General features: G+C 60.9%; 22 protein-coding genes and 2 tRNA genes. 10 read left to right on the top strand and 14 right to left on the bottom strand.

What is annotated here, in order from left to right; all coding sequences use genetic code 11:
- Positions 1–147 precede the first annotated feature (147 nt).
- The 3 genes from E3O25_RS10430 to E3O25_RS10435 are packed head-to-tail and all read right to left on the bottom strand — an operon-like array spanning position 148 to position 1772.
- A complete protein-coding gene (locus E3O25_RS10430; protein WP_092110644.1) occupies positions 148–786 on the bottom strand; it encodes an aminodeoxychorismate/anthranilate synthase component II in 639 nt (212 codons plus the stop codon).
- Positions 783–944: a hypothetical protein gene (locus E3O25_RS16970; protein WP_166787647.1), complete on the bottom strand. Its 162-nt coding sequence runs from the start codon at positions 942–944 to the stop codon at positions 783–785. The genes E3O25_RS10430 and E3O25_RS16970 overlap by 4 nt, the downstream gene beginning before the upstream one ends.
- 9 nt (positions 945–953) lie before the next feature.
- Entirely contained in the window at positions 954–1772 is an 819-nt protein-coding gene (locus E3O25_RS10435; RefSeq protein ID WP_092110641.1) for a class E sortase, read from the bottom strand.
- Positions 1773–1852: 80 nt separating this feature from the next.
- On the opposite strand from E3O25_RS10435, the gene E3O25_RS10440 reads away from it, so the two are divergent.
- The gene (locus tag E3O25_RS10440; RefSeq protein ID WP_092110640.1) at positions 1853–2098 is read left to right on the top strand and encodes a cell division protein CrgA; all 246 of its coding nucleotides are present in this window, start codon (positions 1853–1855) and stop codon (positions 2096–2098) included.
- A 156-nt stretch (positions 2099–2254) separates the two neighbouring features.
- Here E3O25_RS10440 and E3O25_RS10445 read toward each other — a convergent pair whose 3' ends face one another.
- Positions 2255–3091: a rhomboid family intramembrane serine protease gene (locus E3O25_RS10445; RefSeq protein ID WP_092110637.1), complete on the bottom strand. Its 837-nt coding sequence runs from the start codon at positions 3089–3091 to the stop codon at positions 2255–2257.
- Between the two features lie 19 nt (positions 3092–3110).
- Positions 3111–3650: a peptidylprolyl isomerase gene (locus tag E3O25_RS10450; protein WP_134361105.1), complete on the bottom strand. Its 540-nt coding sequence runs from the start codon at positions 3648–3650 to the stop codon at positions 3111–3113.
- A 152-nt stretch (positions 3651–3802) separates the two neighbouring features.
- Here E3O25_RS10450 and E3O25_RS10455 point away from each other — a divergent pair, with 152 nt between their 5' ends.
- On the top strand, positions 3803–4330 hold the full coding sequence (locus tag E3O25_RS10455) for a hypothetical protein (RefSeq protein WP_092110633.1): 528 nt from the start codon (positions 3803–3805) through the stop codon (positions 4328–4330).
- Positions 4331–4538: 208 nt separating this feature from the next.
- Here the strand turns inward: E3O25_RS10455 and E3O25_RS10460 are convergent.
- From E3O25_RS10460 to dnaA, 9 genes are all read right to left on the bottom strand, one after another.
- Positions 4539–4611: transfer RNA gene (locus tag E3O25_RS10460), tRNA-Ala, on the bottom strand.
- Positions 4612–4659: 48 nt separating this feature from the next.
- A tRNA-Ile gene (locus tag E3O25_RS10465) sits at positions 4660–4733 on the bottom strand.
- A 141-nt stretch (positions 4734–4874) separates the two neighbouring features.
- Entirely contained in the window at positions 4875–5279 is a 405-nt protein-coding gene (locus E3O25_RS10470) for a DUF3566 domain-containing protein (RefSeq protein ID WP_092110631.1), read from the bottom strand.
- On the bottom strand, positions 5272–7848 hold the full coding sequence (gene gyrA, locus E3O25_RS10475) for a DNA gyrase subunit A (RefSeq protein ID WP_241983786.1): 2577 nt from the start codon (positions 7846–7848) through the stop codon (positions 5272–5274). Before gyrA ends, E3O25_RS10470 begins: the two co-directional genes overlap by 8 nt.
- Positions 7849–7939: 91 nt before the next feature.
- Positions 7940–9937 carry a DNA topoisomerase (ATP-hydrolyzing) subunit B gene (gene gyrB, locus E3O25_RS10480; RefSeq protein ID WP_206750216.1) on the bottom strand — a complete coding sequence of 666 codons (1998 nt, stop codon included), beginning with the start codon at positions 9935–9937 and terminating at the stop codon, positions 7940–7942.
- A gap of 147 nt (positions 9938–10084) precedes the next feature.
- Complete coding sequence (locus E3O25_RS10485; protein WP_092110624.1) at positions 10085–10624, bottom strand: DUF721 domain-containing protein; 540 nt, start codon at positions 10622–10624, stop codon at positions 10085–10087.
- Positions 10617–11801: a DNA replication/repair protein RecF gene (gene recF / locus E3O25_RS10490; protein WP_092110621.1), complete on the bottom strand. Its 1185-nt coding sequence runs from the start codon at positions 11799–11801 to the stop codon at positions 10617–10619. Before recF ends, E3O25_RS10485 begins: the two co-directional genes overlap by 8 nt.
- A gap of 5 nt (positions 11802–11806) precedes the next feature.
- Positions 11807–12964: a DNA polymerase III subunit beta gene (gene dnaN, locus E3O25_RS10495; RefSeq protein WP_134361107.1), complete on the bottom strand. Its 1158-nt coding sequence runs from the start codon at positions 12962–12964 to the stop codon at positions 11807–11809.
- Between the two features lie 468 nt (positions 12965–13432).
- Complete coding sequence (gene dnaA, locus E3O25_RS10500) at positions 13433–14851, bottom strand: chromosomal replication initiator protein DnaA (RefSeq protein WP_092110617.1); 1419 nt, start codon at positions 14849–14851, stop codon at positions 13433–13435.
- A 466-nt stretch (positions 14852–15317) separates the two neighbouring features.
- On the opposite strand from dnaA, the gene rpmH reads away from it, so the two are divergent.
- The 8 genes from rpmH to E3O25_RS10540 all read left to right on the top strand — a co-directional run bounded on the left by rpmH (position 15318) and on the right by E3O25_RS10540 (position 20522).
- Complete coding sequence (gene rpmH / locus E3O25_RS10505) at positions 15318–15455, top strand: 50S ribosomal protein L34 (protein WP_010204566.1); 138 nt, start codon at positions 15318–15320, stop codon at positions 15453–15455.
- A gap of 22 nt (positions 15456–15477) precedes the next feature.
- On the top strand, positions 15478–15855 hold the full coding sequence (rnpA, locus tag E3O25_RS10510) for a ribonuclease P protein component (protein ID WP_092110615.1): 378 nt from the start codon (positions 15478–15480) through the stop codon (positions 15853–15855).
- The gene (yidD, locus tag E3O25_RS10515; protein ID WP_092110613.1) at positions 15852–16163 is read left to right on the top strand and encodes a membrane protein insertion efficiency factor YidD; all 312 of its coding nucleotides are present in this window, start codon (positions 15852–15854) and stop codon (positions 16161–16163) included. The genes rnpA and yidD overlap by 4 nt, the downstream gene beginning before the upstream one ends.
- An 8-nt stretch (positions 16164–16171) precedes the next feature.
- Positions 16172–17155 carry a membrane protein insertase YidC gene (gene yidC, locus E3O25_RS10520; protein WP_092110611.1) on the top strand — a complete coding sequence of 328 codons (984 nt, stop codon included), beginning with the start codon at positions 16172–16174 and terminating at the stop codon, positions 17153–17155.
- Positions 17156–17304: 149 nt separating this feature from the next.
- Complete coding sequence (locus E3O25_RS10525) at positions 17305–17772, top strand: R3H domain-containing nucleic acid-binding protein (RefSeq protein WP_092110722.1); 468 nt, start codon at positions 17305–17307, stop codon at positions 17770–17772.
- Positions 17773–17783: 11 nt separating this feature from the next.
- Positions 17784–18524: a 16S rRNA (guanine(527)-N(7))-methyltransferase RsmG gene (rsmG, locus tag E3O25_RS10530; RefSeq protein ID WP_092110609.1), complete on the top strand. Its 741-nt coding sequence runs from the start codon at positions 17784–17786 to the stop codon at positions 18522–18524.
- Between the two features lie 76 nt (positions 18525–18600).
- Positions 18601–19572 carry a ParA family protein gene (locus E3O25_RS10535; protein WP_092110608.1) on the top strand — a complete coding sequence of 324 codons (972 nt, stop codon included), beginning with the start codon at positions 18601–18603 and terminating at the stop codon, positions 19570–19572.
- Positions 19572–20522: a ParB/RepB/Spo0J family partition protein gene (locus tag E3O25_RS10540; RefSeq protein ID WP_134361108.1), complete on the top strand. Its 951-nt coding sequence runs from the start codon at positions 19572–19574 to the stop codon at positions 20520–20522. Before E3O25_RS10535 ends, E3O25_RS10540 begins: the two co-directional genes overlap by 1 nt.
- Positions 20523–20545 lie beyond the last annotated feature (23 nt).

Consider the following 20545-nt stretch of genomic DNA (forward strand, 5'->3'; position numbering starts at 1 on the left):
CGGATTCTGTTCGTCGGTCGAGGGCTCATTGGTCGGGTTTAACGTGGTCATACAAACTCCCAAGAGTCTGGGTGTTGCAACGACCAGTAGAACCCAAGAAATCATGGGCCCGGTTGCCTAAGGTGGGCCCGGAGACGCGGGTCGGAGTCAGGTGAGGCGCAGCAGCGGATGCAAGGACTTCGACGTTTCCTGCGCGCCCGCTAGGCCCGTGAGAGCCAGCCAGTTGCCGAGCATGCGGTAGCCGCCCTCGGTCAACACCGACTCCGGGTGGAACTGCACCCCAAGAATGGGAGCGGACGCGTGCCGTAACCCCATGATGACGCCGCCCTGCGTGCGCGACGTGACGATCAGATCGCTCGGAACGGTCGATGCGACGACGGCGAGCGAGTGGTATCGAGTAGCCGTGAATGGCTGCGGCACGCCCTCGTAGAAGTCGCTACCATCGTGCGTGATGAGCGACGTTTTACCGTGCATGAGCTCTTCAGCGTTGGTGACCGTGGCCCCGAAAGCCTCAGCGATGGCCTGGTGCCCCAGGCAGACGCCGAACAGGGGCAGCTCGACGGCCAGCGCCGCCTCCACCACGGCGATGGACACACCGGCGTCCGACGGCTTGCCGGGACCCGGGGAAACCAGAACGCCGTCGTAGTCGGCGAGGCGGGCGGCAGAATCCGCCTTCTCGAACGAGTCGTTCCGCACAACATCCGTCTCAGCGCCAAGCTCCATCAAATACCCATTGAGGGTGTAGACGAAGCTGTCGTAGTTGTCGATCACGAGAATACGGGTCATGAGCCGCCCACCGTCGCTTCCTGGCTGTTGAGAATGCCGTCAATCCACGGGTATACCCAGGTCGCGAGCATGGCGAGTACGGCCACCACCAGGATCACAGCCAGAATGATGCGCACCCAGAGGGGTCCGGGCAGAACACGCCACAGTGCTGCGTACATGGGAGCCTCCTAGCCCTGAGCTGCGATGATCGGTGCGAGTTCGGCCGGAGCGCCGGCCGAAAGCGGCTGCCACGATTCGAGCACGCCGTAAGCGATAATGCGCTCAGCGGTGGAATAGAGCGGGTTGCAGCTGGTCAGGGTAATGATGCGGTCCACCGCCGTGTTGTCGGGATTGTTCGGAACGGATGCCAGCACCTGCACCTGCGATGGTGCCACATACTCGGTATCACGGTAGCGGTAGGTGTAGTAGCCGTCGGCGGTCTGCACATAAATGGCATCGCCGAGTTGGAGCTCGTTGATCAGGTGCATGGCACCGCCGAACGCGCTGCGGTGGGCGGCGACGGCGAAGTTGCCGATCTCGCCGGGCATCTGGGTACCCGCGTAGTGCCCGATGCCGAGCCGGTTACTGTTCAAAACGTCATGACCGGTACCCTCAGCGATGCTGCGGTGATACTCGGCACCGAAACGGGGAACGTAGAGCACCGCGAAGGCTGTGGCGTTGGACGGAGCGGCAGCCACGACCGGAGAACCGTAGTCGACGGCAACCGGTACGGCGCTCGGCTCGACCGGATCGACGGTTGGAACAGGTTTTGGCGCCGCAGTGTCCTGGTCGATCCAGTCCTGGCTGATCTCGCTGGCGGCGCTGGACTGCGAGCTGGCCATGAGCATGTCATTCCACCAGAGCTGCCAGCCCAGAAAGAGCAGAACGAGTGCACCCACGGTGATAAGCAGTTCGCCCAGAACACCGACAACGGTGACTTTGCCCTTTTTCACGCGGCGCGGGCGCACAGCGGCAATCTCGACGGGTTCGTCTGCCTGTGGACACATACTGCGAGTCTACTGACCCGAGTGCCCCGGAGCTCCCTCGTCAAATCCACTAAAACAGGTGGAGCCGCTAGGATCGCAGAATGGCACGTAAGAATCCCCGCACCCGGCCCGCCCGCACCGAAGTTGCCCGCTCGAACGAGGACACGCCCAATGCCGTCTGGTTCAAGCCGGTCATGTTCGGCTTCATGCTACTCGGCTTGGCCTGGATCATCGTGTTTTACGTCAGTGGCAGTCAGTTGCCCATTGCCGGCCTCGGTGCCATGAACATTCTGGTCGGCTTCGGAATCGCCTTCATCGGCTTTCTCATGACGACCCGCTGGCGCTGAGCCAACTTCCAACCGGCAGCTGCCGGTCATCCCGCGAACGCGGAGTCGTTACCGCCCGGTTACCGGCAGGTACTAACAGGGGTAATGACACGGGTGTAATTATCCCCATGTGGATAGACCTGTGGATAACTCGTCGGTCCTGGCCGACCACGATCGCTAGAACGCGAGAAAGCGCACGAAACTCAGCAACACCAACACGGTAGCGAATACTCCGATCAGCCCCACCTGCAAGGACTTCTGGCGAATGCGCCTCGTCTGTACGAAGATCAGGCCGAGCACCGCGCCACCGATCAATCCGCCGATGTGCGCCTGCCACGCAATTTGCAGCCCCGGTATGAAGCCGATCACGAGGTTGATGCCGACCAGTACCAGCAATTGTTTGGCATTGCCACCGAGTCGGCGCTGAATCACCAGGAACGCGCCCATGAGGCCGAAAATGGCACCGGATGCTCCCACCACCGGCGTCGAGGGACTCGACAGGAACAGCACCCCGAGCGAACCGGCCAGCGCGCTCAGCAGATAAAGCGCCAGGTAGCGCCCTCGTCCGAGTAGTTGCTCCAGAAGCTGGCCGAAGATCCACAACGTGTACATGTTGAGCAGCACGTGAAAGATGGAACCGTGCACGAGCGCCGTGGTGAGCAGGCGCCAGGGTTCGAAACTGCCCGGATAGGAGTATGCCCCGGCGTACCAGAGCAGCACGGTGATCTGCGAACCGAAGACGAACTGCAGCAGGTAGACGACCAGGGTGATTCCGATAATGGAATACGTCACCGTTGGACGGTCGCTGCCGGTCAGCCGGGTCAGAATGGCGGGCTTGGTGCGGGGAGCGTTCTTGCGCTGCTCTTTCATGCATTCCGGGCAGATGACCCCGACGGCGGCCTGGGTTTGGCATTCGACACAGATGGTGCGCCCGCAACGCTGGCACAGAATGAAGCTCTGCCGCCCCGGATGGCGGTAACAAAAATTCGCCGCCGAGGTCGGCAGATCACTCATTCTGCAGGGAAGGTGGTGGTTAGATGGACTCGACGGAGACGCTCTGAATGACGACGTCCTCGATCGGGCGGTCGCGACCGTCGGTGGCGACGGTTGCGAGCTTCGCGACGATCGCGCGGGAATCTTCGTCTTCAACGGCACCGAAAATGGTGTGCTTACCCTGAAGCCAGGTGGTCGGAACGACGGTGATGAAGAACTGCGAGCCGTTCGTGCCGTGGCCGCCCTGGATGCCCGCGTTCGCCATGGCGAGCACGTAGGGCTGGGTGAAGTCGAGGTCGGGGCTGATTTCGTCGTCGAACTGGTAGCCGGGTCCGCCAGTGCCCTGGCCGAGCGGGTCGCCGGCCTGGATCATGAAGTCTTTGATGATGCGGTGGAAGATGGTGCCGTCGTAGAGCGGCGTGGTGGAGGCGACGCCCGTTGCGGGGTGCTTCCACTCGAGTTCGCCGGTCGCGAGGCCGACGAAGTTTTTAACCGTCTTCGGGGCATGATTGCCGAAGAGGTTGACCTTGATCGGTCCGAGGGTGGTGTTCAGGGTGGCGACAGCGGTGTGCTTAGACATACAGCGATTCTTGCACAGCAATCTCCACCGAATCTGATTGCCGCAAACTGCTCCCAGTGCATTAGCTGGCAACACGGCGATTGAGTGGCAAGATAGGCACTCAGTGGCAAGATGGATAGACATTCGCCACACGACATCAACGGAGGGTCCAGATGAGCCTGTCACGCAAGCGCCGCAAGGAACTCACTCGGCTGCGCAAAAGCGCAGACGAACTATGGAGCCACCAGCAAGAAGTATTGGAACGAGCGAACGTCCTCGCTCACCAGGCCGGTCATCAGGCCGGCATCCTCGCTCGCGAGGAAGTCGCGCCCCGCGTCCGCGAGGGCTATGACCACTACGTCCGCCCTGGCGTGAACGCCACGCAGGAAGCCGCCGACGGTGTGCGCCGCCGTGTCGTCAACACCGTGCTCCCCGGCATCGGTACCGCCATCGGTACCGTCATGTCCGTCGGCGACGTTGCCCGCGACGCCCGCGTGCGTGCCGCGCTGGGTCGCATCCGCTTTCAGAAGCCCGTCGTGGTGGAACCCAAGGGTCCGGGAGCCGGAACCTACTTCGCCCTCGGCCTGGCCGTCGTGGCCGCTGTGGGCGTGGCCTACGCCGTTTGGCAGACATTCCGCGCCGACGACGAGCTCTGGGTCGCTGACGACGAGGTCGAGCCGACCACGCAGCAGGAAGACTAGGGGCAGAACGCCCACCAGCTCGGCAGGGCCCGCATCCACCGGATGCGGGCCCTGCCGCTTTAACCGCCTGAAACGCCAACACAGGCCCACTGACGGCTGTACATTCACCCTCACAGCGGATGCCCGGTGCCGCACCACCGCTCCCGCACCAGAATGAACCCGGGTAAACGAAAAGGCCCGTCCGAAGACGAGCCTTATGGGTGAATTGTGGAGCCACGGGGAATCGAACCCCGGACCTCCTGCTTGCAAAGCAGGCGCTCTACCAATTGAGCTATGGCCCCGACTTCTCGGCGAAAATGGGCCGGGATCGGAATGAATCTGGTGCTGCGTGGGGATACCGGGATTTGAACCTGGGACCTCTTCATTATCAGTGAAGCGCTCTAACCAACTGAGCTATATCCCCCTCTTGGGCAGATTGAAGACTACCGGAATCTGGCCGGAACCTGAAATCGAGTCACCGTCCGAACGGAGGAAATGCCTGAATTCGGGTTACGAGGGCTGTTTTCGGGGAAAAACAGCCCTCGATCGTGCGTTAAACGAGAAGCTAGTTGTTGGTGAAGCCCACGAGCAGGCCGCCGGTGATCTTGACGCTCAGGTTGTACAGTACGGCGTAGATCGCGCCGAGGGCGGTGATCACGACCATGTTCAGAATGGCCACGACGACCGCGAAGCCCATGACGTTGCCGATTGAGAGCATGGCGGCCAGGTCGGCCGATTCTCCCGCGACGGTGGCGTACAGCTCGTCAACCTTGCTCAGCACCTCGGTCGACACGAGCACCGTGTAGATGAGGAACGTCGCCACGACGGTAACGATGGCGAGACAGACGGCGACCAGGAAGGAAAGTTTCACGCTCGACCAGAAATCGACGTAAACCAGTTTCAGACGAACCTGCTTGGTCGTGGTCTTGCGGGTGGATTTCTTGGCAAGCTTTTCGGCGACGCTACTCATTCGGTGTCTCTACTTTCCCTGGATCACGTTCGGGAGCGCCGTCTACAGCACTGCTGTCGACGGTACCAGCCGCTGCACCGGCATCCGCTGCGCCCGCACCCTCAGCTTCTGATTCGGCGGTGGCGACCAGATTACGTTCGATGTTTTTCGCGATAGAAATGATTCTGTCTTCATCCGCGAACTTCGCGAAGACGACGCCCATCGTGTCCCGACCCTTGGCCGGAACCTCGGCGACGTCAGAGCGTACCACCTTGCCGCTGGCAAGAACCACAAGAACTTCGTCCTCGGGATTCACGATCAACGAGCCGACCAGGTCGCCACGATCGTCGTTGAGTTTGGCCACCTTGATGCCAAGGCCCCCGCGATTCTGCAGCCGATACTGGTCGGCAGCGGTGCGCTTGGCGTAGCCGCCCTCGGTGACGACGAAGACATAACCGTCATCGTTGATAACGGATGCGTCGAGGAGCGTGTCCTCGCCGCGGAAGTGCATCCCGATCACACCGGAGGTGCTGCGGCCCATTGGGCGCAGCGCGTCGTCGGTGGCGGTGAAGCGGATCGACATGCCCTTGCGGGAGACCAACAGCAGGTCGGAGTCATCTTCGACCAGCAGAGCCGAGACCAGCTCGTCGCCCTCGCGCAGCTTGATGGCGATGATGCCACCGGTACGGTTGGTGTCGTATTCGCTCAGTGCGGTCTTTTTGATCAGCCCGTCACGGGTGGCGAGGGTCAGATACTGGGCTACTTCATAGTCGCGAATGTCGAGAATCTGCGCGATTTCCTCGCCCGGTTGCAGGGCGAGCAGGTTGGCGACGTGCTGGCCCTTGGCGTCCCGACCGGACTCCTGCGCCTCGTAGGCCTTGGCCCGGTAGACCCGGCCGGTGTTGGTGAAGAACAGCAACCAATGGTGCGTCGTGGTGACGAAGAAGTGTTCGACCACATCGTCGGCGCGCAGCTGGGCGCCTTTGACGCCCTTGCCGCCGCGGTGCTGGTTGCGGTAGTTGTCACTGCGGGTGCGCTTGATGTAGCCGCCGCGGGTGACGGTGACCACCATCTCCTCTTCGGGAATGAGGTCTTCGATCGACATATCGCCGTCGAAGCCGAACATGATCTCGGTGCGGCGCTCGTCGCCGAACTTCGCGGTGATCTCGGCGAGTTCTTCACTGATGATCGTGCGCTGACGTTCGGGGCTGGCCAGGATCGACTTGAATTCCGCGATCTGCAGTTCGAGTTCGGCGGCCTGGTCGATGATTTTCTGGCGCTCGAGGGCCGCCAGGCGACGCAGCTGCATGGTGAGGATCGCGTCGGCCTGCAGTTTGTCGACGTCGAGCAGGGCCATGAGGCCCTCGCGGGCATCGTCAACCGTGTTCGAGCGACGAATGAGCGCGATAACGTCATCGAGCGCGTCGAGTGCCTTCAGGTAGCCGCGCAGGATGTGGGCATCCGCTTCGGCCTTGTTCAGGCGGAACTGGGTGCGCCGAACGATGACCTCGATCTGGTGCGCGACCCAGGCCGAGATGAAGCCGTCGAGGGCGAGCGTGCGCGGCACGCCGTCGACGATGGCGAGCATGTTGGCACCGAAATTCTCCTGCAGCTGGGTGTGCTTGTACAGGTTGTTCAGGACGACCTTGGCAACGGCGTCGCGCTTGAGCACGATCACGAGGCGCTGGCCGGTGCGACCGCTGGTCTCATCGCGGATGTCCGCGATTCCGGTGATCTTGGCGTCCTTGACCAGGTCGGCGATCTTGATCGCGAGGTTGTCGGGGTTCACCTGGTAGGGCAGTTCGGTGATGACGAGGCAGGTGCGACCCTGAATCTCTTCGATGCTGACGACGGCTCGCATCGTGATCGAGCCACGACCGGTGCGGTACGCATCCTGAATGCCTTTGACGCCCAGAATTTGCGCGCCGGTGGGAAAGTCGGGGCCCTTGATGCGCGCAATCAGTGCGTCGAGCAACTCGTCGCGGCTGGCGTCGGGGTTCTCCAGGTACCACTGGGCGCCTGAGGCGACCTCGCGCAGGTTGTGCGGGGGAATATTCGTGGCCATACCGACGGCGATACCGACAGAGCCATTGACCAGCAGGTTCGGAAAACGGGCCGGCAGCACGGTCGGCTCGAGCGTGCGGCCGTCGTAGTTGTCTTGAAAGTCGACGGTATCCTCGTCGATGTCGCGCACCATTTCCAGGGCGAGCGGGGCCATTTTTGTTTCGGTGTATCGCGGGGCAGCGGCTCCGTCGTTGCCGGGAGACCCGAAGTTTCCCTGACCAAGGGCCAGCGGATACCGCAGGCTCCACGGCTGTACGAGGCGCACGAGCGCGTCGTAAATCGAGGAGTCACCGTGCGGGTGGAACTGGCCCATGACGTCACCGACGACGCGGGCACACTTGGAGAAGGCCTTGTCGGGTCGGTAACCGCCGTCGAACATGGCGTAGATCACGCGACGGTGCACCGGCTTCATGCCGTCTCGTACATCGGGCAGCGCGCGACCGACGATGACACTCATCGCGTAGTCGAGGTAGGACCGCTGCATTTCCAGCTGCAGGTCAACCTGGTCGATCTTGCCGTGCTGCACGAGGTGCGCGGCCGCAGCGGCAGCCGTTGCGGCGGTGTCCGTGGTGTTGGCGGAATCGGGATTGAGGCCGTCGGAGTTGCCCGTGGTGTCGTCAGATGTCAAGGAAACGCACGTCCTTCGCGTTTTTCTGGATGAAGTTGCGTCGTGATTCGACGTCTTCACCCATCAGGGTGGAGAAAATTTCGTCGGCGGATGCCGCGTCGTCCAGGGTGACCTGCAGCAGGGTGCGGGATTCGGGGGCCATGGTGGTCTCCCACAGCTCCTTGTAGTCCATCTCGCCGAGGCCCTTGTAACGCTGGATTCCGTTGTCCTTCGGGATGCGCTTACCCGCGGCGGCACCGTCGGCCAGGAGCGCGTCACGCTCGACGTCGGAGTACACGTACTGGTGCGGCGAGTTGCTCCACTTGAGGCGGTACAGCGGCGGCTGGGCGAGGTACACGTAGCCGAGGTCGATCAACGGACGCATGTAGCGGAACAGCAAGGTCAGCAGCAGGGTCGTGATGTGCTGGCCGTCGACATCGGCGTCGGCCATCAGAACGATCTTGTGGTACCGCACCTTGTCGGGGTTGAACTCCTCCCCGATTCCGGCGCCGAACGCGGTGATCATGGCCTGAACCTCGTTATTGCCGAGGGCGCGGTCAAGTCGAGCCTTTTCAACGTTGAGGATCTTGCCGCGCAGTGGCAGGATCGCCTGGGTCTCCGGGTTACGTCCCTGAACGGCGGAGCCGCCGGCCGAGTCACCCTCCACGATGAAGATCTCGGAGATCGACGGGTCTTTGCTCTGGCAGTCCTTGAGCTTTCCGGGCATGCCGCCGCCCTCGAGCAGACCCTTGCGGCGCGCCGTCTCGCGGGCCTTTCGCGCTGCCATCCGGGCGTTGGAGGCCTGCAGTGATTTGCGGATGATCTCGCGGGCCGGGTTCGGGTTGCGGTTGAACCAGTCGGTGAGCTGGTCGTTGGCGACCTTCTGTACGAAGGACTTCGCCTCGGTGTTGCCGAGTTTGGTCTTGGTCTGGCCTTCGAACTGCGGTTCGGCCAGCTTGATCGACACGACCGCGGTCAGGCCCTCGCGCACGTCGTCACCGGTGAGGTTGTCATCCTTTTCTTTCAGGATGCCTTTCTCACGGGCGTACTTGTTCACGAGCGTGGTCAGCGCGGCGCGAAAACCCTCTTCGTGGGTGCCGCCCTCATGGGTATTGATCGTGTTGGCGTAGGTGTGCACGCTCTCGGTGTAGGCGGTGGTCCACTGCATGGCCACTTCGAGGGCCATCTTGCGTTCATGGTCTTCCCACTCGAACGAGATGATCTCGTCGTTGACGAGGTCGGCCTTCTTGGCACGGTTGAGGTATTCGACATAGTCGACGAGTCCCTTGTCGTACTTGAAGGTGTTGGTGACGGCCTTGCCCTCGTCGGTGCGGTGAGCTTCACGCTCGTCGGTGAGGGTGAGGCGCAGGCCCTTGTTGAGAAAGCCCATCTGCTGAAACCGCGCGCGCAAGGATTCGTAGTCGAAATCGATGGTCTCAAAGGTTTCGGCACTGGGCCAGAATGTGATAGTCGTGCCGGTCTCGTCGTTGGCTTCGCCCTGTTCTAGGGGAGCGTTGGGAACACCGTTAGCAAAGCTCTGCCGCCAAATAAATCCCTGACGGCGAACCTCAACCTCGAGGCGGCTCGACAGGGCATTGACGACGGAGCTTCCAACGCCGTGCAACCCACCGGAAACTGAATAGCCACCGCCACCGAACTTGCCGCCCGCGTGCAAAACGGTCAGCACGACCTCCACGGTGGACCGTCCCTCAGCCTTGTGGATGTCGACCGGAATACCTCGGCCGTTGTCCTCGACGCGGATCGCGCCGTCGGCGAGAATACGAATGTCAATGGTGTCGCAGTGTCCAGCAAGAGCCTCATCGACGGAGTTGTCCACGATCTCATAGACGAGGTGGTGCAGTCCGCGCGGTCCGGTGGACCCGATATACATTCCGGGTCGCTTGCGAACGGCTTCCAGGCCTTCCAGCACCTGGATGTCGTCGGCACCGTATTCGTGTTCCGGCTCCCCCTCTGGCTGGGAAATAACTGGGGATATCTCTGGGGACATGCCTTCGGGCGTCGGTTCAACTGTCATCTGAAATTAGGCTCCTGACCTGGCACGGGCGACCATTTAGTCTACCAAACGGGGGGAGACGAACCGGCCATAATCGCCGTTTGACGCGTTTTGTTCAAGGGGTTGACCTTAAATGTTGGGTTACCCATAGGTATCGCGCGGACCACGCCCTGGAATTGATCTGGGACCCTTTTTCCAGGACGGCGCGTTGGGCCCCTGGAAACGAATTGATTGGATGCCGGCATCCGGGTACCGATTGGCAATGTGTTCCATGATGACATTACGCATCAACCGCAATTGGGTGGCCCAGGCGGTGGATTCACAGTGCACCGTGAGGACACCGTCATCGATGCCAGCCGGGGTGGAATGGTTGGCGGTTTCCTCCCCAGCGAGTTCCACCCACGACGCGAGAAGTTCAGATTGGGCCAACGGTGAGTTCCAGCCAAGCTGCATGGTGAGCGAGTTGATCGTGTCGCCGAGCCCGTGCGGATCACGCCCTATTCCAAAAGGAACGCTTGAACCGGCGACGGGCGCACTTCGCTTGCGCCCGCGTGACCGCCGAGCATTCGGATCCCCGAAGATGCTTTTGAAGCGCAGGTAGACATTCGCCGCTTCGCTGGTACTCGATTCTAGTGAAACGGGCAGCTCGGTAGTTTCACGTGGAACATCGTCGTCAGCCATGATTGGCCGTTCCAGACTGCACCTGACCGGCGTGAATGTGAATCGTGTTAGCAACGAGGGCTTTGGGGACGTCTTCGAGTACGGCGGCTGTGATCAGTACCTGTTCGAACGATCCGATCGCAGCGGCCAACCTGGCTCGGCGATCCAGGTCGAGTTCAGCGAACACGTCATCGAGAATCAATACCGGGTCGCCACTGGCAGAATCCTGCCGCAACAGCGCAGCGGATGCGAGTTTCAACGACAGCGCGAACGACCACGACTCCCCGTGGCTGGCATAACCCTTGGCTGGCAGGGAATTAAGCATGAAAACCAGGTCGTCGCGGTGCGGTCCGGCGAGGGTGATGCCCCGTTCCAGCTCCCGCTTACGCAGTCCGGCCAGCGCAATGCGAAAAATCTCATTGGTAGTGGATTCCACCGGGCCGACGTTTACGGACGACGCCGAGGATTTGTCCATGCCGAGATCAGCATCTTCGTCCGCGCCGAGGATGCTGAGACTCGCTACCAGGGCCGGACCATGGTCTTCATTCACGACGGCCCGATAGGCAGCCCGCAGCGGTTCCCCGAGCTGCTGCACCAGTTTGGCTCGTTCGTCAATAATTTCCGAACCAAATTCCACCAGGCGGTCGTCCCAGATATCGAGGGTCGAGAGCTGGTTTCCACGCACACCCGACGACCGCGCCGACTTCAGCAGCGTGTTGCGCTGCTTGAGAACCCGGTCGTAGTCGCTGAGTACGGCAGCGAGGCGCGGGTTGCGCAGCACGAGAAGCTGATCGAGAAACTTGCGACGGCCGGAAGGATCGCCTCGTACCAACGCGAGATCCTCAGGGGCGAACACCACGCTCGAAAAATACCGGGGAAGATCCCGAATTTTAATAACCGATCGATTGACTTGCGCCCGATTTTGCCCGGTGCGATTCAGCTGCACCTCGGCCAGGATATCCCGGCCGTTGTACTCCAGCCTGGCCCGAATGATGCCGGCATCCCGACCGGCCCGGATCATGGCTTTATCGTTGGAAACACGGTGCGAACTGAGCGTACTGAGAAAGCCGAGAGCCTCGACCAGGTTGGTCTTGCCTTGCCCGTTACGGCCGACGATGAGGTTCGGGCCGGGAACGAGCCCAACCTCGGCCGTCGCATAGTTACGAAAGTCGGTCAGCGAGAGGTGGGTAACTCGCACCAGCGTTAGCGCAGCAGCAGGTTGGGCTGAAGCAGGTACTTGTAGCTGTCCGCTCCGGCCTGCTCACGCGAGGTCTGGCTGGTGATCAGAACAGGCCCGGGCTTGTTCGGGTTTTCCGTCTTGGTAAACGAGATGCGCACAAATTCGGAGCGCACGGCACTGAGCCCGTCCAGCAGAAACTGCGGCTTGAGCGAGACGACTGTCTCGGTGCCGGAGAGGATGGAGTCGATGGTTTCTGTGGCCTGTGCCTGCTCGGAGCCCACGGCTTCCAGGGTGACCCCATCGACGGCGAAAGTAAATCGCAGGGCCGCTTCACGCTCGAGCACGAGCTGCACACGACGGGTCGCTTCGATGAGTTCGGCCGTGTTCATGACCGCGTAGTTGTCTACGGTGGCAGGGAACAAACGACGCACCGGGGGAAAATTGCCCTTGATGAGCAACGAGGTGACGGTTTTCTTATTGGCGGTGAACGCGATCAGTTCTCGATCGTCGCTGTTGGTGATCGAGACGGAGATCGTTCCGCTGTGGCCGAAGGTCTTACCGACTTCCTGCAAGGTTCGCGCTGGAACGAGGGCCGTTGTGGTTCCCGTTTCACCGGCGGTGGTGTTGGTGCCCGGATCCCAGTCGATCTCACGAACCGCGACGCGGTAGCGGTCGGTGGCGACGAGACTCAGGCTGTGTTCGGTGACTTCCAGCTGCACGCCGGTGATGACGGGAGTGACGTCGTCCCGCGATGCGGCAACGGCGACCTGGGCGACTGCTGCGGCGAAATCTTCAGCCGGTACGAGGCCGGATTGGGTGCTGACGACCGGAATGCTCGGATATTCCTCAACAGGCATGGACAGCAGGGTGAAGCTCGCGGAACCACAGCTGACCTTGATGCGCGAGTTCTCCGTGGAGAAACGCACGGGTGCGTTGGGGAGACGGCTGGCGATTTCAGCGAGCAGCCGGCCAGAGACGAGCACCTTGCCGGTTTCTTCCACCTCGGCGACGATTTCGGTCTGGGCCGAGACTTCGTAGTCGAAAGAGGAGAGGATCAGGCCCGTGGCGGTGGCTTCGATGAGCACGCCGCTCAGAATCGGCAGGGTCGTTCGTTGGGGAAGAAGTTTGACGGCGAAGGACACTGCCTCGCTGAAGACATCCCGATTTGCCTGAAATCTCACGAAACAGTCCTTGCGTTCGACGGGCGGGTGGGTGGGCCTCAATGCTAGCTGTTGTCACCGACCGGTTCGGCACCGCGTTGGATTGCACGGCCTGGTCGTCAAGGTTGTCGGCTAGATCCAGTTAAGTAATTCTTGTTAATCTTCTTAACCGTTGTGGAAACTGTGGATAACTCTGTGAAAACCGCTGAAGCATTGAGAACTACACGTTTGTAAGTTGTGGGCGAGCTGTGGAAGTTTGTCATTCGTTTGAGCAAGTCGAACTTCGTGTAACTACAGGTTTCAACAGGCTGGCCCAAAGTTTCTACAGGAATGGCCACGTTGTGTGAGTTAATTCCACAGGGTTATCCACAGGTGTGAAAACTAAAAAAAAAAACCCCCCCTCCGGGGCTAAACGTCTTCCAACACGGTGAAAAACGTGAAAACTCTCGGAGGGGACGCAGAATTTGGGCGCTCCCTGACACTGATGAACTACTTGTAGCGGTGGTCCTGCTTGATCCGGTTGGTCAGCTCAGTCACCTGGTTATAAATAGACCGACGCTCTTTCATGAGCTCACTGATCTTCTTGTTCGCGTACATGACCGTAGTGTGATCACGGTTGCCGAAGAGCTGTCCAATCTTGGGCAGCGACAGATTCGTGAGTTCACGGCACAGGTACATCGCGATTTGTCGAGCCGTAGCAATCGCTTGGGACCGGCTGGAGCCGTACAGATCGTCGACCGAAAGCTTGAAGTAGTTGGCCGTGTTCGTGATGATGTCCACCGGCGCGATCACGTTGTCTTCGTCGAGGGTGATGAGGTCTTTCAAGACTGTTTGCACCAGATCCATGTCGACCGGAGTTCGATTAAGGCTCGCGAAGGCGGTCACCCGGATGAGAGTACCCTCCAGTTCTCGAATGTTCGAGGAGACCTTGGACGCCATGAATTCGAGGATGTCATGTGGAACCTGCAGCTTTTCGCTCTGGGCCTTCTTACGAAGAATGGCGATGCGGGTCTCGAGGTCGGGAGCCTGGACATCCGTGATCAGGCCCCACTCGAAACGACTGCGCATGCGGTCTTCGAAGCCGGTGAGATGCTTGGGCGGCAGGTCGCTCGTAATGACCACCTGCTTGTTGTGGTCGTGCAGGGTGTTGAAGGTGTGGAAGAAAGCTTCCTGGGTTTCCGCCTTGTTCTGTAGAAATTGGATGTCGTCGATCATCAGGATGTCGATGTTGCGATAGCGCGACTGGAACGCCGCGCCACGGTTGTTCGCAATGGAATTGATGAAATCGTTGGTGAATTCCTCGGAACTGACATACCGCACTCGGATGCCTGGATACAGACTCATGGCGTAATGCCCGATGGCGTGCAGGAGGTGAGTCTTACCGAGGCCCGAGGATCCGTAGATGAAGAGTGGATTGTAGGCCTTGGCCGGCGCCTCTGCCACCGCGACGGCGGCGGCATGCGCAAACCGGTTCGACTGGCCGATGACGAAGTTATCGAAACTGTACTTAGGGTTGAGCCTGGTCTCATGCGGTTGCGCCGGAACGACACCTTCGAACACCGATTGTGGCGGGGCCGGCGTAACGACGTCGGGCGGAGTCAGCGTCTGCTGCACCGGACGCAGTGATTCCTGCTCGAGTTCGGGGTTGACGACCACATAGAACGTCGAGACTGCGGTGGCTTCATCGAGCTGCCCCATCGCGGTGAGCAGGGGAACTCGCATGCGCTGGTTGAGCATGCTGGCCGTGAATTCGTTGGGCACCTCGAGATAGAAGGTACCGGCGGCGATGCCTTTCGGCTCGACCAGGCTGAGAAAGCCGTAGAGCATGGGCGTGATGGTGGCGTCGGATTCCAAGGTGGTCAGAACGGACCGCCATGTCTCGGCTATCGGCGCTTCAACATCTGCCATTGTTCCTACAATCTGTGTATTTCGGGTTTGTACGATCGGGCCGCGGGCGAGCGTGTTGCGCGGGGCCGGTGTTGCACGTGGTTCCCGCTACGGTTACGTAGGCCGGACGATGGGTGTTTCCGAGCATGCTTCGAGCTCATCGTTTAAGTTATCCACCGCTTGTGTATAAAACCGACCCAATTCTCAGGTTGAGGCCTCCAACCTGTGGATAACTTGTCTTTACGGTAGTCAATCCCGGTCAGTGTGGCGAATTCACCCGTGACGTCGCCTGGCCTGTTTGGTATGTACGTTGGAGTCATTATTGTGGAGATTCCGATGATTCGGGGCCTGAGTTTGACCAGGAGTCCCCAAGGCCGTAGTTTTAATCAGTTGACCCCATCCCGCGGGCTTCCAACTTCTGTGCGCGCTGCTGTTCTGGCCGAGGGGAATTTGGCCAGCGGTGATTCAAATACGTGGAGATTGAACTATGAGCAAGAGAACCTTCCAGCCGAACAACCGTCGTCGCGCCAAGGTGCACGGCTTCCGTTTGCGCATGCGTACCCGTGCAGGCCGCGCCATCCTCGGTGCTCGCCGTCGCAAGGGCCGCACCGAACTCTCCGCGTAGGTCTCGTGGTCGCCAGGTTCTCGTGCTCGCTCACGTAAATCGCATTACGAGCGGCAGCGACTATCAAGGCGTCGTTCGGCGCGGTGTGCGCATCGTAGGTGCGCATACCGTTCTCTATGTACGAAAAAGTGCCGGGGGCCCCTCGGGCCCACTCGGTACACCGGTTCGTTTCGGCTTCATTGTCGCGAAGAATGTGGGTAACGCCGTGCGGCGCAATCTCGTTCGCCGCCGCCTCAAGGCGGTCACGTTCGAGATGCTCTCCCTGGTGCCTCCGGGAACGGATGTCGTGATCCGTGCTTTACCGACGGCGCGCGATGCCGCGTGGCAGACGCTGCACGAAGAAGTCCGATTTTCCCTGTCGCGTCCGCTACCGGCGCGAAAGGGAACTGCCAGCCGATGAACGCGATCCTCGCGACGATCATTCTGCTGCCCCGCAACGTGGGTGTGCTGGTTCTTCGCGTCTATCGGGCCGTTATCTCACCGCTGTATGGCGATGTTTGCCGGTTTTACCCGTCCTGTTCGGCTTACGCACTGGGGGCCGTTCAGGAACACGGACTAACGTGGGGCTGCGCCCTCACTGCTCGCAGACTGAGCCACTGTCATCCGTGGTCTGAAGGCGGCATCGATGATGTACCTCTCAAGAAGAAACGTCGCTTTAGGGTGACGTCGTTCGGTTTTGTCGTCGCACCCAGCCACGGAAAGGGCTAACCCACAGTATGGACCTCATAGGTACGATCCTCTGGCCTCTGAAATGGGTGGTCGAGCTGCTCCTCGTAGCCTTCCACTGGCTCTTTTCCCAGATCGGATTCGCGGGACTCGGCTACGACGACGGTCTCACCTGGGTGCTGTCCATCGTCGGCCTCGTCCTGGTTGTGCGCGCGGCCCTCATTCCCATCTTCGTGCGGCAGATCAAGAGCCAGCGCAAGATGCTTGAGGTCGCCCCCCAGCTCAAGAAGATCCAGGACAAGTACAAGGGCAAGAAGGACCAGTTCTCACGCGAGGCCATGAGCCGCGAGACCATGGCCATGTACAAGAAGACGGGTACCAACCCGCTGAGTTCCTGCCTGCCGCTGCTGTTGCAGATGCCGATCTTCTTCGCCCTGTTCTCGGTACTGAACGACGCCCAGCGCTCCACCCGTGGTGTCGGCCCGCTCAATCAGAGCCTCGCCGAGAGCTTCGGTAGTGCCACGCTGTTCGGTAATGCACCCTTGCACGATACCTTTGCCTCGCAGTGGTCGCTCTGGACCGCGGGTGAACCCTTCAACGTGACCGTCATGATCATCGCCGCCACCATGGTCGTGCTGATGACGGCGTCGCAGTTCATCACGCAGCTGCAGATCGTCTCCAAGAACATGTCACCGGAGACCAAGGCGAGCCCCATGTTCAAGCAGCAGCGCATCATGCTCTACCTGCTCCCCCTCGTCTTCGCCTTCTCCGGAGTGGCATTCCCGCTCGGCGTCATGTTCTACTGGCTCACCTCCAACTTCTGGACCATGATTCAGCAGTTCCTGGTGATCCGAAACATGCCGACCCCGGGCAGTGAGGCCGCCAAGGCGCGCGAAGAGCGTATGGCCCGCAAGGGCAAGCTCATCGCGACCGATGGTGACATCATTGTCGTTGAGGAGCCTGCCAAGCCTGTGCAGCGCCAGCAGCCGGTGGGCAAAGCCCGCGCCAAGAAGCAAACCGGCCCGAAAAAGTAGTGGAGATCACCGTGACGGACAAGACCGGCCTCACCGAGGTCAGCATCGAGACCACGAGCGTCTCGGCTGCCAGTGCAGTTCCCACTGCCCCCGCCACGACGGATGCCTCCCCCGCGGTTCCCGAGACGGGCAGCGTCGCTGAGGTACCCCTGACAACCGACCAGCTCGAGCGTGAAGGCGACATCGCTGCCGACTACATCGAAGAATTTCTCGACATTTGCGACCTGGATGGCGATATCGACATCGATGCCCGTAACGGCCGTGCCTACCTCTCGGTCAAGGCGTCCGATGCCGACAACCTGCGGGTGCTCTCCAAGCCGGAAACGGTCAATGCCCTGCAGGAACTGACGCGGCTGGCGGTGCAGAACAAAACGGGCTCGTTCTCCCGCCTGATTCTTGATATCGGTGGGTCTCGCGAGGTGCGTGAAGCTGAGCTTGGCACGCTCGTAGCGCGTGCCATTGAGCGGATCGTGGCTGGCGCGAGCGAGGCTGACCTTCCCGCCATGTCTTCGTACGAGCGCAAGCTCGTGCATGACATTGTCGCCGAGAGCGGCGGCTATCGGTCCGAGTCCTCCGGTGAGGGTCGCGACCGCCATACCGTCATCACCGCAGCGTAGCCTCGCTGGTCATGTCGGAATCTGCCACGCCGGAAGTAACTCGTTTCGCCGGAAACACGCCTGTGCCCGCGAGCGCAGAACCAGTCGAGTCCGCCCGGGATGTCTCTGACTCAGGTTCTGTGGAGCCGGCGGTTCTGGAGATCGAACCGGCCGCAGCGGCTGAACTTTTCGGGTCCCAAATTGATGCCATTCGTGCTTTTACCAACAATTTAGCTGATCAGGGCGAAATCCTGGGTCTGATTGGGCCGCTGGAGCTCCCCCGGCTCTGGTCTCGTCACATTCTCAACTGCGCCATCGTGGCACCACTCTTGCGACCGGGCTTCGTCGGTGACGTGGGTTCCGGAGCCGGCTTGCCCGGACTGGTGCTGGCCATAGCGCGGCCAGACGTTAATTTCGTGCTGATCGAACCGATGGAACGTCGGGTGGCCTGGCTGAATGATCAGGTTGCCTCGTTGCAGCTGGCGAATGTGTCGGTGGTGCGGGCGCGTGCGGAAGACGCGCGGCTGGCGCATCCGCTCGACCAGGTCACGGCTCGCGCTGTCAGTGCGTTCAGCAAGCTCATTCCCTTGACGGCGCCGTTGTTGCGCACCGGCGGTGAGCTTATTCTCATGAAGGGCGAGGGAGCCCAGCGTGAAATCGACGCCGCAGCAAAGCCCGTTCGCAAGTATCGGCTGCGTGATGTCGAGGTCATCACCCTCGGTGCTGGCGTGCTGCCCGAGGTAACCCGGGTCATCCGAGCTACAGTGGACTAGTCCCGAATGTCACCGGTTTTGGTGTTCGGGAGTCCCTTTCGGGTGGCTCATCAACCGTCGAACGTAAAGGTTTCACGTGAAACATCCTGCTGAAAATCAGCGCACGGGCAAGGCGGCCGGGTTTGACGGTACAACGCCGCTCGCCCGCGAGATAGCTGAACTCACGCGCCGCCGCCAGGTCATCGCGGCAGGCGAGTTGCCCAAACCCGAGAAGACCCGGGTGCTTACGATCTCCAACCAGAAGGGTGGCGTCGGTAAAACCACGACGGCCGTCAACCTCGCAGCCGCTCTTGCGCGGCAGGGAGCTCGCGTGCTGGTCATCGACCTGGACCCGCAGGGCAACGCTTCAACCGCTCTCGGTGTGGAACACCGCGCCGAGACGCCGAGCGTCTACGACGTCATTATCAACGACATGCCAATGTCTGAGGTCGTGCAGAAGAGCCCGGAATTCGGTGCCCTGTACTGTGTGCCCGCCACCATTCACCTTGCCGGAGCAGAGATTGAACTGGTATCGCTCGTCGCCCGTGAGCAGCGCCTGCGCCGGGCCCTTGACCTCTATCTGGTTGAGATGGCTGAGCCCTACGACTACGTCTTCATCGACTGCCCGCCATCGTTAGGGCTGCTCACCATCAATGCCTTCGTCGCGGCACGTGAGGTTCTCATTCCGATTCAGTGCGAGTATTACGCGCTTGAGGGTCTGAGCCAGCTGCTCAAGAACATCGCCCTGATCGAGAAACACCTCAACCCCGACCTGGTCGTATCGACAATTCTGCTCACCATGTATGACAGCCGCACCAATTTGGCGACCCAGGTAGCCCAGGAAGTACGCGATCACTTCCCCAAAGAAGTGCTGAACACCGCAATTCCGCGATCTGTGCGCGTTTCTGAGGCCCCGAGCTACGGGCAGAGCGTCGTCAGTTACGACCTCAACTCCGCAGGATCGCTCTCCTACCTCGAAGCAGCAGCAGAAATGGCCCATCGTGGGGCTCCCGGAACGGGAGAACCGGCCGAAAGAGGAGAAAAGTCCCAATTAGGAGAAAAGCAATAATGGCGAAACGAACTGGTCTGGGCCGCGGCATCGGTGCACTTATTCCGGTACAGGATGATGCTTCAGCTCCCCGCCCGGTTGACGTCTTCTTTCCCCGCGGTGTGGCGACTGCGGCGGATGCCTCCCCCGAGCTGATTCCCGTACCCGGGGCTCGCCTGGCTCACCTAAACCCGCAAAACATCGTGCCGAACCGGGCCCAGCCGCGCACGATTTTCGACGAAGATGACCTCGCCGAACTGGTGCACAGCATTCGCGAGGTCGGGGTGCTGCAGCCGATCGTCGTGCGTCCCCTGTCTGATGAGCCGGGCAAATACGAGCTCGTCATGGGTGAACGTCGTCTGAGGGCCACCAAGGAGGTTGGGCTCGACAGTATTCCGGCGGTCGTGCGCGAAACGGCCGACGTCGACATGCTGCGCGACGCCCTGCTGGAGAACCTTCACCGCGCCCAGTTGAACCCGCTCGAAGAGGCGTCTGCGTACCAGCAGCTGCTCGCTGATTTCGGTATTACCCAGGAAGAACTGGCGACCCGAATCGGTCGTTCGCGCCCTCAGATCACCAACACGCTGCGCCTGCTGAAGCTGCCGGAACCGGTGCAAATTCGAGTCGCCGCCGGCGTGCTGTCGGCTGGCCACGCGCGAGCAATTCTGTCGGTGGGTGACCTGGCCGGCATGCTGCGCCTGGCCGACAAGATCGTCGAGGAGGACCTGTCCGTGCGCGCAGCGGAGGCTGCAGCGACGGCCGTTCCGAAACTCGTTAAGGCTAAACCGCTTTCCGGGCGCCGCCAGGGACACCTCGATGAGATCGCCGAACACCTGGGTGACCGTCTCGATACGCGCGTGAAAATCAACCTGGGCGCACGAAAAGGCCAGATCACAGTGGATTTCGCTACCATCGGAGATCTCAATCGCATTCTGACCGTACTCGGAGAACCAGGCTTCAGCGCGAGCTAGAACTGTTTGGCAACTGCGTAGTT

Source organism: Cryobacterium sp. TMT1-3 (genome assembly GCF_004402315.1).
GTDB classification, from domain to species: Bacteria; Actinomycetota; Actinomycetes; order Actinomycetales; family Microbacteriaceae; genus Cryobacterium; species Cryobacterium luteum.

What these genes read in the sequence shown, in the direction of transcription:
- E3O25_RS10430 (WP_092110644.1), bottom strand. Translation starts at nt 786, where the DNA reads ATGACCCGTATTCTCGTGATCGACAACTACGACAGCTTCGTCTACACC.
- E3O25_RS16970 (WP_166787647.1), bottom strand. Translation starts at nt 944, where the DNA reads ATGTACGCAGCACTGTGGCGTGTTCTGCCCGGACCCCTCTGGGTGCGC.
- E3O25_RS10435 (WP_092110641.1), bottom strand. Translation starts at nt 1,772, where the DNA reads ATGTGTCCACAGGCAGACGAACCCGTCGAGATTGCCGCTGTGCGCCCG.
- E3O25_RS10440 (WP_092110640.1), top strand. Translation starts at nt 1,853, where the DNA reads ATGGCACGTAAGAATCCCCGCACCCGGCCCGCCCGCACCGAAGTTGCC.
- E3O25_RS10445 (WP_092110637.1), bottom strand. Translation starts at nt 3,091, where the DNA reads ATGAGTGATCTGCCGACCTCGGCGGCGAATTTTTGTTACCGCCATCCG.
- E3O25_RS10450 (WP_134361105.1), bottom strand. Translation starts at nt 3,650, where the DNA reads ATGTCTAAGCACACCGCTGTCGCCACCCTGAACACCACCCTCGGACCG.
- E3O25_RS10455 (WP_092110633.1), top strand. Translation starts at nt 3,803, where the DNA reads ATGAGCCTGTCACGCAAGCGCCGCAAGGAACTCACTCGGCTGCGCAAA.
- E3O25_RS10470 (WP_092110631.1), bottom strand. Translation starts at nt 5,279, where the DNA reads ATGAGTAGCGTCGCCGAAAAGCTTGCCAAGAAATCCACCCGCAAGACC.
- gyrB (WP_206750216.1), bottom strand. Translation starts at nt 9,937, where the DNA reads ATGTCCCCAGAGATATCCCCAGTTATTTCCCAGCCAGAGGGGGAGCCG.
- E3O25_RS10485 (WP_092110624.1), bottom strand. Translation starts at nt 10,624, where the DNA reads ATGGCTGACGACGATGTTCCACGTGAAACTACCGAGCTGCCCGTTTCA.
- dnaA (WP_092110617.1), bottom strand. Translation starts at nt 14,851, where the DNA reads ATGGCAGATGTTGAAGCGCCGATAGCCGAGACATGGCGGTCCGTTCTG.
- rpmH (WP_010204566.1), top strand. Translation starts at nt 15,318, where the DNA reads ATGAGCAAGAGAACCTTCCAGCCGAACAACCGTCGTCGCGCCAAGGTG.
- yidD (WP_092110613.1), top strand. Translation starts at nt 15,852, where the DNA reads ATGAACGCGATCCTCGCGACGATCATTCTGCTGCCCCGCAACGTGGGT.
- yidC (WP_092110611.1), top strand. Translation starts at nt 16,172, where the DNA reads ATGGACCTCATAGGTACGATCCTCTGGCCTCTGAAATGGGTGGTCGAG.
- rsmG (WP_092110609.1), top strand. Translation starts at nt 17,784, where the DNA reads ATGTCGGAATCTGCCACGCCGGAAGTAACTCGTTTCGCCGGAAACACG.
- E3O25_RS10540 (WP_134361108.1), top strand. Translation starts at nt 19,572, where the DNA reads ATGGCGAAACGAACTGGTCTGGGCCGCGGCATCGGTGCACTTATTCCG.